This is a genomic window from Periweissella beninensis (assembly GCF_016908275.1).
Taxonomy (GTDB): domain Bacteria; phylum Bacillota; class Bacilli; order Lactobacillales; family Lactobacillaceae; genus Periweissella; species Periweissella beninensis.
Map to the genome: position 1 here is coordinate 41,822 of NZ_JAFBDN010000009.1, position 14,782 is coordinate 56,603.

Consider the following 14,782-nt stretch of genomic DNA (forward strand, 5'->3'; position numbering starts at 1 on the left):
ACTCGTATGCTCAGGTTATATCAATATCTTATTTGGTTGGTAAACATTATTTCGTGGAACTTCGCGCAATAATTCCGTACGGTAAAACAACCGTTGTTTGATCAAGCTGTTCTTTATTCATTAACTTAGTTAACATCCGCATCGAAACAGCTCCCATATCATACATTGGTTGCGTAATGGATGTTAATTCTGGCCGTGTAATCTGTGTTAATTTTGTATTATTGGCAGTAATTAACTCAAAATCATTTGGGACATTGACACCGGCATCAGTTAACCCATTTAATAATCCAGCTGCTAATTCATCGTCACTAATAATCGCTGCTGTTGCTGCACTTGCTTGAATTTTTTTAGCCAGTTCATAGCCAGCTGCATAAAAGTACTCACTAGTAAAAATTAATGAATCATCAAAAGTAATATTTGCCTCTGCTAAAGCCTTTTGATAACCTTTAAGCCGATATTTATAATTAATTGGTTGTTTTAAATCGCCTGAAACAAAAGCAACTTTATCATGTCCTGTCCTGATTAGTTTATTAACCGCATCACACGTTGCTGCAACATAATCAATATTAACTGCTGGGTGCTTTTCCTCATCATCAACTGAACCAGCAATAACGACTGGCGCATTCGCATGTCGAAAAGCTTTTCGTAACTCAGCATTTAATCCGTTTCCCATATAAATTACACCATCAACTTGTTTAGCTAATAAGTTTTCTAATACTTTTAACTCTTTCGAGCCAGATTCATCAGAGTTAGCCAAAATAATGTTGTAGTGATACATGTTAGCAACATCATCAATGCCACGGGCTAGTTCTGAAAAATATGCATCAGTTACATCAGGAATGATCACACCAACAGTGGTTGTTTTCTTTGAAGCAAGTCCTCGTGCTACTGCGTTTGGATGATAGTCCAAGCGTTCAATAACAGCTTGAACCTTATCCTTAGTCACTTGCTTAACATTACTATTACCATTAACAACTCGTGAAACGGTAGCCATTGACACCCCTGCTTCACGAGCAACATCATAAATTGTTACACTTTCTTTTTCCATATTCTATTTAGTCCTCAAATTTTTAACAAACATTGTCACTGCTTGTTTTCATACTGTTTTCATAATACACTAAGTGTACAGAAATTACCATATGTTTGCAAACGTTTACATCTAAAAAATAAATAAATTTTTTAGAAATAGTGTTAAAATTAAATTTAATGATTCTATTTTTGTGAAAAGAGGCTCTATTATTATGGAATATTCCCAATTGAATAAAATTCGTACTTGGCTTGAAGAAAAGCAAGCTGACGTAGCTTACTTCTCTAACTTTGAATCAATTCAATACCTAACTGGTTTTGGCTCTGATCCAATTGAACGTGTTTTAGCCTTATTTGTATTTAAGGATGCTCAACCCTTTATTTTTGCCCCAGCACTTGAAGTTGAAGTTGTCAAACAAACTGGCTGGCCATATGATGTTTATGGTTACCAAGATCATGAAAATCCATTTGCAATGATTGCTGACTACATCAAGAAGCGGACTCACAACACAAACATATGGGCGATTGAAAAACAAACTTTGACAGTTGATCATCTTGAAACACTTGGACAGTATTTTCCACAAGCTCAATATAACATTGATATGACTGCATACATACAAAATATGCGCTTAATTAAAACCCCTGCTGAAATTGCCAAATTACATCAAGCAGGTAAAGATGCTGATTTTGCAATGGAAGTTGGTTTTAAAGCAATTGCTGAAGGTAAAACTGAACTACAAATTGCGGCGGAATTAGAATATCAATCAAAACTACGTGGCGTAACAGGTATGAGTTTTGATACTTTAATTCAAGCCGGGGCTCACGCTGCTGATCCTCATGGGGCCACTTCTAACTTGCAAATACATCGTAATGAGTTAGTCTTATTTGATTTAGGAACCCTTTACCAAGGTTATATTTCTGATACTTCAAGAACAGTTGCTTTTGGTAAACCCAATCAAAAAGCATTAGATGTCTATCAGGTTGTTCTAGAAGCACAATTAACCGCACAAGCCGCTGTTAAACCAGGTATCACTGCTGCTCAGCTTGATAAAATAGCTCGTGATATTATCACAAAAGCTGGCTATGGTAAGTACTTTATCCATCGACTTGGTCATGGAATGGGTACCAGTGAACATGAATTTCCTTCCATCATGGAAGGAAATAATCTTGTTTTACAGTCTGGTATGACTTTTTCTATTGAACCTGGTATCTATATTCCTGGTGAAGTCGGAGTCCGAATTGAAGATTGTGTTGTAGTTACCACTGATGGTGCAGACACTTTCACACATACAAGTAAAGAACTAAAATATATACAATAATTATTATTGGCAAGAACGGAATTGAAGGGACCCCCGATATTGGATTTTGATCCGATATCGGGGGTCCCTTCAATTCTGCTCTTTTTCCGGTTCTATACTATTAACTAGCCCAATAATTATCTTAATCAGCCATTATTTCTGTAGCCGAAATTTTAGCTGCTCTTTTATAAATGTTAAAAACATGCGGTAATTTATTTTTTTCATCCAACACCCCTACCTTAGATGATACTAACTGCCACGTATTTGTATCAATCTCTGGCATGAAGACATCACCTTCAATATCGGCATCTATTTCAGTCACAACTAGTTCATCAGCAACTGACATAAAGGAGTCAAAAATTGGTCTCCCTCCAATTACTGATAAATCATCGCCTTTCTCTACGGTTTCTGCTAAAACTTCTGCTACTGAATACATAATTTCAAAATCTACCGGTGCTTTAAAATCATGGTCATGTGTCAAAATAATATTCCGTCGTTGCGGTAATGGACGTCCTTTAAAAGATAAAAAAGTATTCCGGCCCATAACGATTGGGTGCCCAATTGTTTGTGCTTTAAAAAAGGCTAAATCAGCTGGTAGATACCATGGAATGCCTCCATTTTTTGCTAAAACACGTCCATTGGCTTGTGCCCAAACCATATTAATCATATTTTTTCTCCTATCCAAATAAGTTAAATTGCTAATTCAAATTTTAGTTGTGGTTTAACTGGATGATAATTTTCCAATATAAAATCAGTTGGCTTAATATCAAAAAAATTTGTTCCATCAGGAACATTTAACTTTAACATTGGTTGTTCATCGCTTGGTACTCGGTTTAATAATTCATCAGCTTGGTCAAATTGATTATCATAAATATGCAAATTATTAATAAAATAAAAAAATTTACCAACTTTCCAACCAAAATGTTTAGCAATCATCATTTGTAAGGCTACATATTGCATAGCATTAATATGATGTGCAACTAGCATATCATTGGACCGCTGAATCAACGTTGCATCTAGGTATATTTCGTTACCCACTTTACGCACATCATACATGCTTTGGAAAGCACACGGTAGTAGACCAGCTGTTGAAGCTAAATCTTCATACTGCCACAAATTAATAATATTGCGCCGATTCCAAGGATTTTTAGCTAATCCTGCTAAAAGATTATCAATTATATGATATTTTCGCACCGTTGCGCCATAACGTTGACCAATTGTGTGACCATCCTCAATTACCCAATCACGCCAATAATTAACACCGTACTTATTCTCAAGCACATCAATTTCATTACTTTGATCTTGATAAATCCAAAAAATTTCTTTAATTGCAGCTTTAATCGCAATTGGTCGTAAAGTAGTAATTGGAAACTCACCTTTACTAATATCATATTCAGCAAAAGAACCAGTAATATATTTACTATTGGCTTGTTGACCATTCTTATAATGTGGCCGTGCATGTTCTGACATAACACCGTTATTTAAAATATTTTTAATATTTTGTTTAAAAATCAAATCTGCTTTCGTCATTCTAATTATTCACTTACTTTCTTATTTTTTAATTAACCAATTCTGCTAAATAATCCCAACGTTCCATTTTTTCAAGTAATGCTGTTTCAACATCCTCTAATTTTCGTTGTAAATCAGAGAGTTTTCCAAAATCAGCAGCATTTTCATTCATCGCTGTTTGAATTGTGGTTTGTTGTTCTTCAAGCAGTGCAATATCTTGTTCGATCGTTTGCCATTCTTTCTTTTCATTATAAGTCATCTTTTTCTTATTTAGTTTTTGTTTATTATCACTCTTAGTATGTCCTACTTTATTATCTTTTAAGTTATTCGTTTTAATATTTTGACTAGTAGTTGCTAAATAATCGGTAAATAAACCATTTTTTTGTTCAATGATACCTTCACCATCAAAAATTAATAATTTATCAGCGACTTTATCTAAAAAATAACGGTCATGTGAAACTGTGATAACAGTCCCATTAAAGCTTGCTAAATAATCCTCTAAAACAGTTAATGTACCAATATCTAAGTCATTAGTTGGTTCATCTAAAAATAAAACATTTGGACGTGTCATTAGCAACTTTAATAAATATAACCGTCGTTTTTCACCACCAGATAATTTACGAATCAAAGTCCCATGCATAAATCTTGGAAATAAGAATTGTTCTAATAAATCCGCAACACTAATATCATTACCATCATTATCCTTAATAGACTCTGCTACATCACTTAAATAAGCAATCATTCGCTTATCTTCCGGAATGTTTTCCATTTGTTGTGTATAAAAAGCTAGTTTAACAGTTTCACCAATTTCAATTACCCCAGAATCAAGGGGAATTCGTTGAGCAATTGCATTTAAAAAAGTTGACTTACCAGCACCATTAGCACCACTAATTCCAATACGATCATGAGATTGAATTAAATAATTAAAGTCTTTTAAAATTGTTTGCTTAGCAAAAGCCAAATTAGCATGACGAATATTAATAACTTTTTTCCCAAGCCGTTGTTGTCCCAAATTAACCTCAACATCTTGAGCAATTTGTAAAGTACCCCTTTGTTCTTCTAAACTAGCAAACGCATTTTCTCGGCCTTTTTGTTTAGTCGTTCGTGCGCGAGCAGAAGTTCGCATCCATGCCAATTCTTTTTTATATAACTGTTCTTGTTTATGATCAGCAACAATTGCTGCTTGCACCTTTTGAGCTTTTTGTTCGACAAAGGCTTGGTAGTTACCTTGATACTCGTGTAACTCGCCGAATGATAATTCGAAAATTCTTGTGGTAACTTGATCTAAAAAGTAACGATCATGTGTTACTATCAAAACCGCGCCTTTATAACTAGCTAAGTATTTTTCTAACCACGTAATCGAGTCAAAGTCCAAATGATTGGTTGGTTCATCTAAAATTAGCAATTGCGGTTTTTGAATTAAAACTTGTGCTAGCCCCACCCGTTTCTTTTGCCCACCTGATAAAGCACTAATCGTTTGTTGCAAATCTGGTAAATGTAACTGTGTTAAAATTGCTTTTACCTCTGCTTCTGCAAGCCACGCATCTTCTTGATTCATTAACGCTTCTGCACGTGTATATTCTTCTAGTAGTTTTTCGTTGGTGGGCTCTACACTATATGCAGTTAAGGCTGTTTCATAATTACGAATAGTTTTAAATACAGGTTGGCTACCAGCAAAAATGGCATCCATCACTGTTAATTTTTCGTCCAAAACTGGTTGCTGTTGTAAATAACTTATTCGATAATCATTTGGTTTAATAATTTTACCGCTATCAGGTGATCCTAAGCCTGCAATCACATTCAACAATGATGTTTTTCCTGAACCATTAACACCAATTAAACCAATGCGATCATGTTCATTAATTAAAAATTCAATATTTTTAAACAATGTTTTTTCACCATATGTACTGGTTAACTCTTCTACACGTAATTGTTGCATAATTTATTTACTTTCTCCTTCTACAATCACTTGCGCTTGTGCTAATAATTTAGCAGCATTATTATCAAGTGTCTTGGCAACTACCGCTTGTTCTAGTTGCAACAATATTTTCCCCATTAATGGTCCTGGTTTAACAACCCCACTTTTTATCAAAGCTGCCCCGGTTATTGCTAATTCTCGTTTTGTTTTAATTGTTAACATGTCATAGCGCTTATTTAATTCATTTTCATCAAAATCTTCCATAATTACAGCTAAAACAGCGTTTACTATCGCCACATTATTACCTAGTTGATACAAATCCCAATTTGTAACCATTGTTTGGCGTTTATACAAACGAATAAAATGATTAGCACTAGTAACCATATTAATTAAATCATTACCATGTTTCCACTGCTTTAAAAATAATTTTGCTCGTTTATCATCCAAGCCAAGTTGCACAATTAAAAATGTCCATGCAACTGCTGGTGTCATTAATTGCTTATGTTTTAAAGCTAATCCTGCAGCAACCAAATCCAATTCACGTTCAATATTAATATTTGGCAGATATTTATATAGACCTGTTTTTGTAAAAGCAAACAAGCCCTTAGCAGCTGCTTGCCCCATTAACATTTTAGTAAACTCAACGTTAATTCGTTCAATTGCTATTTTTTCTAATAAAGGTGCTTCTTTGTTAATCGCTAGTAGTGTCTTATCTTCAATAACAAAATCTAATTGAGCACTAAACCTAATGGCTCGCATCATTCTAAGTGCATCCTCGTGAAATCGCTCAGAAGGATTGCCAACTGCCTTAATTACCTTTTTATCTAAATCTAGCAGTCCGTCAAATAAATCAATAATTTCACCTGTTTTATTCATAGCTAAAGCATTGATCGTAAAATCACGACGTTTTAAATCTTCTCGTAAATCACGAACAAAAATCACTTCATCAGGTCGGCGATAATCCGTATAACCACTTTCCGTTCTAAAAGTAGTTATTTCATAGCCTGCCCCATGGTCTAAAACCATAACTGTTCCATGCTCGATACCAGTATCAACTGTTTTTTCAAATAATGCTTTAATTTCTGATGGGTAAGCACTTGTAGCAATGTCCACATCATGTATTGCTTTCCCTAATAGCATGTCACGAACACTACCTCCTACAAAATAGGCTTCGTAACCTGCCTCCACAATGGTTGTTAAAATTGGTAGTGCTTTTTGAAATTCACTTGGCAAACTCTCAATATGCATTGCTCTCTCCATTTCATTTAGTCCCGAACTTTTCTTGCTATACCTATCATACTAAATAACCAAGTAATTTCCAAAAACTATGTCGATAATATTTACATGGTTTTGGTGTAAAAACTTTCAGTTAAACTTATTTTGAGTGTAATTAGCCTAAAAAGCGAGGTAGCCATGGTTGTACACCGGTTAACGAAGAACCACTAATCTATCGTACCTTAAATATTCCTAAAATACGCATGCAAGAACTATTTAAAAGTATTACTGGTTCAAAAGAATCCTTAATTTTCTCAGAACCAATTATCCAGGATAATTTTTTAAGCACTGGTTTTCAAGCTTTACATTCAGCTATTTTAGAGAAAGAAACTACTTTAAGTAAAACTGAGTTATTCTATTTCTTTATTAGTGAATTATTAGCAAATCTAGTTGAAATTCCGTCAGTTTCAATCACAGATAAGTATAAAATCAAGCTAAACGAGATTAAAAAGTTTTTGGAAATAAATTGCTCTCAAACAATTGTTCTTGAAGCTTTAAGCGATTTAAGTGGGTTAAATAAATATACTCTAATCCGTACATTCACCAAGCAATTTGGTTTAACGCCCTATCAATATGTTCAAACAATGCGGATTAAAACAGCTAAAGAATTACTAGCTAAAGGAAGTAATTTATCCGAAACAGGATTAAGCGTTGGTTTTTCTGATCAAAGTCATTTTACACGTGTTTTTAAAATGTTAATTGGTGTTACTCCCAAACAATATCAAGCAATTTTTAAGTGAAATGGGGATATTATTTTGGAAAATAAATGTGTTATTTTAATTGACAATGAGTTACCGTTAGGAGTAATTGCGAATACAGCAACGATTTTAGGTATCACCTTAGGTAGAAACAATGACAAATTAGTTGGAGCAAACACAATTGATGCAAATAATGTTAAACATGCGGGGATAGTTTATATACCAGTGCCCATTCTGAAATCAACCAAAGAAAAGTTACAAGAATTGCGAAGAACACTAACACAGGAAAAATATAACGATGTAGAAGTAGTTGAATTTACAGATTTGGCTCAACAATGTAAAACCTATGAAGACTATATTAAAAAATCCAAAAAAATCACAACTGATGATCTAACTTACTTAGGGTTTGGCTTATATGGCTCAAAAAAGGAGATTAACAAATTAACAGGTAGTCTGCCCTTATTACGTTAAAGATGGCTTATTGGCGAAAGCAAATCACCAATGTTATAAATATCGTAATAATTTGATTGAATAAGATCATCGTCCAATTAAACATGTCTTAGTAAAATCGGGCCTTGCCCTGACCCCCTCGAATTGGAATAAATCCAATCGAGGGGGTTTTCTTATGTATTTTTCTCAAAAAACAAAATTAAACGCAATTCTTAAATATCAAAATGGTGGTCTAATTTCAGACTTAATGCGTAAATATCAGATAAAAGGTTCGGTAACCATATATGAATGGCTTCGTAAATTAGAACAATTTGGAATTTCTGGTTTAAATCGTCCAAAAGTAAAGACACGTCTTGATTATTCGTTTAAACGTAAAGTATTAAATTGGCATCTCAAAACTAAATCTTCGTTTCTTAAAACTGCTAAGCAGTTTCGGATACGAACACCTGCCCAAATTTAGTGATGGGAACAAGATTTATTTACGAGGCGACTTAGACCGAATAAAAGAAGTACTGCCAAAATGCAAAATAAACCAGAGAAAACCAAGAAAGAACTATAAAATGAGAATGATTACCTACGGGCACGGATAGCTTACTTGGAAAAATTGGACGCTTTAATTCAAAAGAAGAAATCTCAAACTTTGAAAAAGCCCAATTAGTAGTCGAATTAAAGCGGGAATTAAATATTAAATTGGCAATATTCTTGAAAGTAGCCCACATTTCAAGTAGTAATTTTCACTATGCAATTAACCATGTTTACAAGAAAACTGATGCTACAATCATTGAGTTAATTAAAAATATTATTATGAAATGTAAAGATTACGGCTATCGCCGTGTCGTATTAACATTACACAACAATGGAATCAAAATTAATCACAACAAAGTACAACGAATTATGCAAGAATATAATTTACAGTATACTGCTTATGATAAACAAGCTCGGACATACAACTCTTACAAAGGTCACGTTGGGCCAGTCGCTAAGCACAAATTAAAGCGTCGCTTTATAACTGACCACCCATTTCAAAAGATTGTTACTGATGTCACTAAAGTTCGCTAGGGCCCTCAAAGTATGCAAAAACGAGCCTATGTTACTGCGTATTTAGATCTCTATAGTGTAACAATACTTAGTTGGACTATACCATCCCAAACGCCCAAATCATAAGACATGTAAGCTAATAATTTAAGTATCATAATCGATCTTTATAGCAATCTGAGTCCTTGTATGCTATGATTTATTTAGCAATTAAATCACGTGTTATATCAAGAGCTAGCGAGTGGTTACACACTTTGACCTAGCAGCAACCTACTTTATGAAGTAAGGTGCTCCACTGTAAACGGATATACGTCACTTAACCGTGTTCGTATTCCGAGCGCGGTTTTTTTGTACCCATGTCCCAGTGACGTTAAACAAGGAGAATTTTATGGATACAACAACAGGTTTTAATCGAGAATTGCGCTTTATGTTATTAGAGCAATATGGTTTGAAAAAAGTGATATCTCATCCGGATGTGTCTGAAAATGATCTTATGATCATCATAGGTCATACGAAATACCAGGAAGAGCGAGCATTAGCAACTATTCGGCTACAAACAATTAATTCAGAGCATATTAGCGTAGACATTGCAGAATATAAAAAAGCTAAGCATGTTAATGGCTTGGGTGCAGCTAGGGCAAGGGCCCAATTTAACTATGATTTACAGAAACGTTATATGTACGCATCACCTACAGAACAAGCCGCTATTCAAAAAATATTAAGTGATTAAACGCTACCCTAATCCGTGGTGCATTTATCCAAAATCGATTTGAGCTAACAAGTGCATTACTAGGCCAATGTTGTAAATAGACTACGTATTAACGCGATAAGCCCTTTTCTTACGTATGGTGTGGATTGCCTAGATAATTAGGTTCTGATGCAAAATCAATAAAATAGGCTTTGTGATACATTGGGTTGATTGTTGAACGAATTATTGGCAAGCTAGTATGGTAATGAGCATCAAAATGTGATAAATAATTCTCTTTATTATTTTTTCACCAGAACCACTTAAATTTTACTAAGCTTAGACACCTGAACATTCATCACGAATAGACCATTTATTATTTGCTTTCTCATGATAAAACCTTAATCCTAAAAAATTTTTAAGACATTTTTTCTTAAAACTGCTAAAATAAATTTTAATGATTTATTTATGGAGGAATAGCCATTGTGCAAAAAAATGAAAAAATCCGACTAATTGATTTACTGATGTTTACAATTGGTACAGCTTTATACGGTTGGGGCCTAGTTAATATCAATATTCCCAATCACCTAGCTGAAGGTGGAATTACTGGTGTAACTTTGATTTTACGAGCTTTATTTGGCTTAAATCCCGCTTATACGACTGTTTTATTAAATATACCGCTCATTTTAATTGGTTGGCGTATTTTAGGAAAACGCGCTCTAATTTATACTATTTATGGCATTATTTCATTGTCAGTTTGGATATGGATTTGGCAAAAGGTCCCCGTCAGTCTAGGATTACATCACGATATGTTTATTGCTGGGATTATCGCCGGAACAATTGCTGGAGCTGGCTCTGGTTTAGTATATCGTTTTGGTGGAACAACGGGTGGTACTGATGTCCTTGCACGGATTTTTGAAAAAAATTTTGGAATCCCAATGGGGCGTTCATTATTTGCATTAGATGTCCTAGTACTATTTTCATCATTAATCTATATTGATATTCGTGAAATGATGTATACTTTATTAGCCTCGTATGTTTTCTCGCGATTTGTTGCAATCACACAGGAAGGCGCATATGCTGCTCGTGGGGTCCTAATTATGACCGATAAACCTGAAGAAATTGCTATGGCTGTCTTTAAGGAAATGAATCGTGGGGCTAGCTACTTCAACACTGAAGGTTCATATACACGTGAACCTCGTTTAACAGTTTATGTTGTTGTTTCTCCAAGTGAATTACATCAATTACGGCAATTAATCGAACGTATTGATCAACGAGCCTTTACTACTATCTTAAATGTCCAAGAAACACTTGGTGAAGGCTTTACGTATAATCGGCCTCGTAAACCACTATTGCCTAGAAAAAAACAATAACTTATTAGTAAAGGATTTTTATTTATGCTTGATTCTGTTACATTATCACATGCGTTACAAAATAGTCAGTTTTCTCTTGAAACACGATTAGCCTTGATTTTGCTTAATCACGGTTATACTCTTGAGAGTCTAACCCACTTAGTTGAACTACCAACTGATATTAGCTGGATCGCCTTTGAAAAACCATTTGTTAAAACATTTAAGAACTATCATAAGGGGCCCATATTTACAAACCTTAATTTAGATGAACTCACTAAAACTCTAGCAACATTAGCTTAAAACAAAATTTTAAATAATAAAAAAGGCTATGATGTATGTATTACTACATCATAGCCCTTTTTTAGATGATAAAAATTAATCTGGTTGAACATCTAAAAGTCTTTCTGGGTGTTTATATGCATCAAGCTTAATTTTATCTAGATGATCATCTAGATATACTAAAAGCTCATCCTCGCTTTTAAAAATACGTGGATTATGCTGCCCATGAAGTCGCAAGTCAAGTTCTTTTATCTTTAAACGACCCAAAAGTGAATGTTGATATTTCACAATAACTCGCGAGTTGATTTTCTTGTCACGACCGAACTTTAACACATAAACGTGTTCAGGAACCATCATCGGCCGAATATAGGCTTTCTTGTAACCAAAGTCATTCTTACGTAACCATTGTTTTGTACGGTTTAACACAAGCATCAGCTCACTTTCTTTAAAATTCTATCAATATATATTACTATTGTTTATTCAAAAATACAAGCAATTCTTCTTAAGAAGGACCTTATATATAATTACGTAATCAGCGTTATTTAAGGTAAAATTTAATTTTTTTATTTTTTAGTACTGCTAATAAGCATAAAAAAATAAAAACCAACTGATTTAATCAATTGGTTTTTATTTACAGTCTACTTGATAATTAGAAGCGACTCTTCTTGTTTTTACGCTTGCGAGCAGCTTCTGATTTAAGCTTCTTCTTAACAGATGGCTTTTCGTAGAATTCACGCTTACGGAATTCTTGTAAAGTACCATCCTTAGAAACGCCACGCTTAAAACGACGAAGTGCATCATCAAGAGATTCGTTTTTACGAACGACTGTCTTTGCCATGAAAAATACACCTCCTCTCGGTTATATGTAACATCATTACAAATTAATTATTGTTCGAATGCTCAACTTCTATTATGCCAAAACAGATGATAAAGGTCAATCATAATTTAATTATTTTTAGCAAATATTGGCAATGGACCTTCTTGCCAATCCGAAACTAACTTTTCACGCATTTGATTATCAAAGTGACCATCTTTCAGCATTGCTATTTCAACACCATAAGGTGCTTTAGCTGTCTTTTTATCTAAGCCAACATATGGTGTTTCTAATATTTTAGAGACGTTTGCTAATTGGGGATGAAAAACAATATCATGTAAAGCTTGATAACCAATATAGCCGAAGCCAATGTTTTCATGGCGATCTTTATGTGCACCTTGTGGATTTTTTGAATCATTTACGTGGACCACACCTAATTTGTCTAGCCCTATTATATGATCAAATTCATTTAAAACTCCATCAAAATCTGTTCGTATTGCGTATCCTGCATCACTCATATGACACGTATCCATCGTAACACTAACATGTTCATTTTCTTTAATTTGGTCGAGCATCTCTGCAATTTCTTCAAAAGTACGTCCAACTTCGGTCCCTTTACCAGCCATTGTTTCAATTGCAATCGATATTTTTTGATCAGGTTCAATCACCTCATTTAAGCCATTAGCAATTGAAGTAATTGCGGCTTTTGCCCCTGCACCAACATGTGCACCGGGATGTAATGTCATTTGCGTTGCTCCCAAGGCCTCTGCACGGACTATTTCTGCTCGTAAAAATTCTACACCAAATGCAAATTTGTCTGCTTTTAATGTATTACCAAGATTAATAATATATGGTGCATGTACCACAATATCACCTAAATTATGCGTTTGCATAAAAGCTTGACCAGTAGCAATATTCATTTCTTCAACTGCTTTCCGCCGCGTATTTTGTGGCGCACCAGTATAAATCATAAAAGTTGTTGCCCCATAACTTGCTGCTTCTTGTGCTGCACCTAACAACATCGCTTTACCGCTCATTCCAACATGTGATCCTAGTCTTAAAACCATTACTAACTCCTTTTAATTCGTATTTTCTATCAACCTTATCATAACTTAGGTTCGTAAAAATTACCCATAATGCGTTCAATTCGCCATATTGACATAAAAGCGTGTGGATCAGCCTCATTAAGTGCTTCACGTACCTCATATTGTTCATACTGTGAAATTACTGTAAATAAAACCTCTTTTTTATCATGTTTATACGCTCCTTCGGCACCATGAATAATCGTGATTCCTCGTCTTAAATGATTTTGAATTGAATCGACCACCGTTTTCGGCCGATCAGTAATAATCATAACTTGCATTTTTTGCTGTCGCGTGTACACAGTATCAATCATACGAGCATTTACAAAAACGCCAATTGCAGAATAAAAAGCATATTGCCAACCAAAAACCACACCAGCAGCTAACATAATAAAAGCGTTAAATATCATATTAACTACCCCCATTCGCATACCCGTCTTTTGCCTAACTAAAATACCTATAATATCTAGTCCACCAGTTGATATGCCATTCCGCAATGCTAATCCAGTTGCAAAGCCGTTAACCAAGCCACCAAAAATAGCATCAATTAAAGGGTCATGCGTTAAAGCCGTTGGTGTATTAATTACTCTAATCATTAAAGAAGCTAAAAATACAGCAATCATTGTAAATATCGCAAAACGATGTCCAATTTTACGCCAAGCAGCAATAATTAGTGGTACATTGAATAAAAAATAAAAGACATATACCGGCACATTAAATCCTAAAATTCCTTTTGACAAGGTATCGAACAATTGCGCTAACCCTGTAAATCCAGATGAATAAATATGCCCTGGTGTCCAAAAAAAATTTAACGCAATTGATACCATAATCCCATAAATAAAAGCAGTTCCAACTCTCCCAGCATACTGATGCCGTTCAAAATAAGTTTGTATATCATGCATTCTTTTTCACTTTTCCTCTATCTCTTAATTATCTAATGTGCATTATACACTATATCAAATAGTAGCAACATCACTGTCATTAAATAAAATTTGGGTCAAGTCCAAAATGTTGGTGTAAATTAAATTCCGCGAATTTATCATTTCACAAGCTTAAGCATACCGGCTTCTTCTAAATTGTCATCTTTTTCAATCCCGTGGTAAATGGTCATGTTTAAGTACCGTAGACCAGCAGCCCATTTTTCATTCTGTTCAATCAGTAGTGCTCTCATTAGTCGCAAGACGCTTAGATCATTCGGGAATATCCGGATTACACGATCACGACGACGGGTTTCTTGATTAACCCACTCAATTGTATTATTCGTCCGGAGACGCTTCCTTAGCTCCTCTGGGAGCTGGTAAATCACCATTAATTCGTCAAAACTATTTTCTAATTTCTTCACCACCTTAGGGAACTCGGTC

Annotated in this window: 18 protein-coding genes; 8 read left to right on the forward strand and 10 right to left on the reverse strand. The window is 34.5% G+C overall.

The features are described from left to right. Positions 1 to 46: 46 nt before the first annotated feature. Positions 47 to 1,048 (reverse strand): catabolite control protein A, encoded by a 1,002-nt coding sequence (gene ccpA, locus JOC59_RS05030; protein WP_205143706.1) that lies wholly within the window; start codon positions 1,046 to 1,048, stop codon positions 47 to 49. 193 nt (positions 1,049 to 1,241) lie between these two features. Between ccpA and JOC59_RS05035 the strand changes: the two genes are divergently transcribed. Further along, the gene (locus JOC59_RS05035; protein WP_205143707.1) at positions 1,242 to 2,345 is read left to right on the forward strand and encodes a M24 family metallopeptidase; all 1,104 of its coding nucleotides are present in this window, start codon (positions 1,242 to 1,244) and stop codon (positions 2,343 to 2,345) included. 121 nt (positions 2,346 to 2,466) lie between these two features. Here JOC59_RS05035 and JOC59_RS05040 read toward each other — a convergent pair whose 3' ends face one another. The 4 genes from JOC59_RS05040 to JOC59_RS05055 are packed head-to-tail and all read right to left on the reverse strand — an operon-like array spanning position 2,467 to position 6,999. Then, positions 2,467 to 2,991 (reverse strand): dihydrofolate reductase, encoded by a 525-nt coding sequence (locus tag JOC59_RS05040; protein WP_205143708.1) that lies wholly within the window; start codon positions 2,989 to 2,991, stop codon positions 2,467 to 2,469. A 23-nt stretch (positions 2,992 to 3,014) separates the two neighbouring features. Beyond that, positions 3,015 to 3,854 (reverse strand): thymidylate synthase, encoded by an 840-nt coding sequence (locus JOC59_RS05045; RefSeq protein WP_205143709.1) that lies wholly within the window; start codon positions 3,852 to 3,854, stop codon positions 3,015 to 3,017. A 28-nt stretch (positions 3,855 to 3,882) separates the two neighbouring features. Further along, complete coding sequence (locus JOC59_RS05050) at positions 3,883 to 5,772, reverse strand: ABC-F family ATP-binding cassette domain-containing protein (RefSeq protein WP_205143710.1); 1,890 nt, start codon at positions 5,770 to 5,772, stop codon at positions 3,883 to 3,885. Positions 5,773 to 5,775: 3 nt separating this feature from the next. Further along, positions 5,776 to 6,999, reverse strand: coding sequence for a CCA tRNA nucleotidyltransferase (locus tag JOC59_RS05055; protein ID WP_205143711.1), 1,224 nt, complete (start codon positions 6,997 to 6,999; stop codon positions 5,776 to 5,778). A 230-nt stretch (positions 7,000 to 7,229) separates the two neighbouring features. Here JOC59_RS05055 and JOC59_RS05060 point away from each other — a divergent pair, with 230 nt between their 5' ends. The 7 genes from JOC59_RS05060 to JOC59_RS05095 all read left to right on the forward strand — a co-directional run bounded on the left by JOC59_RS05060 (position 7,230) and on the right by JOC59_RS05095 (position 11,546). Beyond that, positions 7,230 to 7,766 carry a helix-turn-helix domain-containing protein gene (locus JOC59_RS05060; RefSeq protein ID WP_205143712.1) on the forward strand — a complete coding sequence of 179 codons (537 nt, stop codon included), beginning with the start codon at positions 7,230 to 7,232 and terminating at the stop codon, positions 7,764 to 7,766. A 15-nt stretch (positions 7,767 to 7,781) separates the two neighbouring features. Beyond that, entirely contained in the window at positions 7,782 to 8,195 is a 414-nt protein-coding gene (locus JOC59_RS05065; protein ID WP_205143713.1) for a DUF2000 domain-containing protein, read from the forward strand. A gap of 154 nt (positions 8,196 to 8,349) precedes the next feature. Beyond that, the gene (locus JOC59_RS05075) at positions 8,350 to 8,634 is read left to right on the forward strand and encodes a helix-turn-helix domain-containing protein (RefSeq protein ID WP_205143714.1); all 285 of its coding nucleotides are present in this window, start codon (positions 8,350 to 8,352) and stop codon (positions 8,632 to 8,634) included. Between the two features lie 230 nt (positions 8,635 to 8,864). Further along, on the forward strand, positions 8,865 to 9,233 hold the full coding sequence (locus JOC59_RS05080) for an IS3 family transposase (protein ID WP_205143715.1): 369 nt from the start codon (positions 8,865 to 8,867) through the stop codon (positions 9,231 to 9,233). Positions 9,234 to 9,597: 364 nt separating this feature from the next. After that, positions 9,598 to 9,939: a hypothetical protein gene (locus JOC59_RS05085; RefSeq protein ID WP_205143716.1), complete on the forward strand. Its 342-nt coding sequence runs from the start codon at positions 9,598 to 9,600 to the stop codon at positions 9,937 to 9,939. A gap of 440 nt (positions 9,940 to 10,379) precedes the next feature. After that, positions 10,380 to 11,267, forward strand: coding sequence for a YitT family protein (locus tag JOC59_RS05090; protein WP_205143717.1), 888 nt, complete (start codon positions 10,380 to 10,382; stop codon positions 11,265 to 11,267). A gap of 24 nt (positions 11,268 to 11,291) precedes the next feature. Continuing rightward, positions 11,292 to 11,546 carry a hypothetical protein gene (locus JOC59_RS05095; protein ID WP_205143718.1) on the forward strand — a complete coding sequence of 85 codons (255 nt, stop codon included), beginning with the start codon at positions 11,292 to 11,294 and terminating at the stop codon, positions 11,544 to 11,546. Between the two features lie 75 nt (positions 11,547 to 11,621). Here the strand turns inward: JOC59_RS05095 and JOC59_RS05100 are convergent, their stop codons facing one another. The 5 genes from JOC59_RS05100 to JOC59_RS05120 form a co-directional block, all read right to left on the reverse strand. Then, positions 11,622 to 11,960 carry a hypothetical protein gene (locus JOC59_RS05100; protein ID WP_205143727.1) on the reverse strand — a complete coding sequence of 113 codons (339 nt, stop codon included), beginning with the start codon at positions 11,958 to 11,960 and terminating at the stop codon, positions 11,622 to 11,624. Positions 11,961 to 12,174: 214 nt separating this feature from the next. Continuing rightward, positions 12,175 to 12,363: a 30S ribosomal protein S21 gene (gene rpsU / locus JOC59_RS05105; RefSeq protein WP_133364230.1), complete on the reverse strand. Its 189-nt coding sequence runs from the start codon at positions 12,361 to 12,363 to the stop codon at positions 12,175 to 12,177. Between the two features lie 107 nt (positions 12,364 to 12,470). Further along, entirely contained in the window at positions 12,471 to 13,406 is a 936-nt protein-coding gene (locus tag JOC59_RS05110; RefSeq protein ID WP_205143719.1) for a deoxyribonuclease IV, read from the reverse strand. 38 nt (positions 13,407 to 13,444) lie between these two features. Beyond that, positions 13,445 to 14,323, reverse strand: a complete 879-nt coding sequence (locus JOC59_RS05115) for a YitT family protein (protein ID WP_205143720.1) — start codon at positions 14,321 to 14,323, stop codon at positions 13,445 to 13,447. A 137-nt stretch (positions 14,324 to 14,460) separates the two neighbouring features. Next, the coding region (locus JOC59_RS05120) for a transposase (RefSeq protein WP_205143721.1) at positions 14,461 to 14,782 on the reverse strand (322 nt) is incomplete at its 5' end.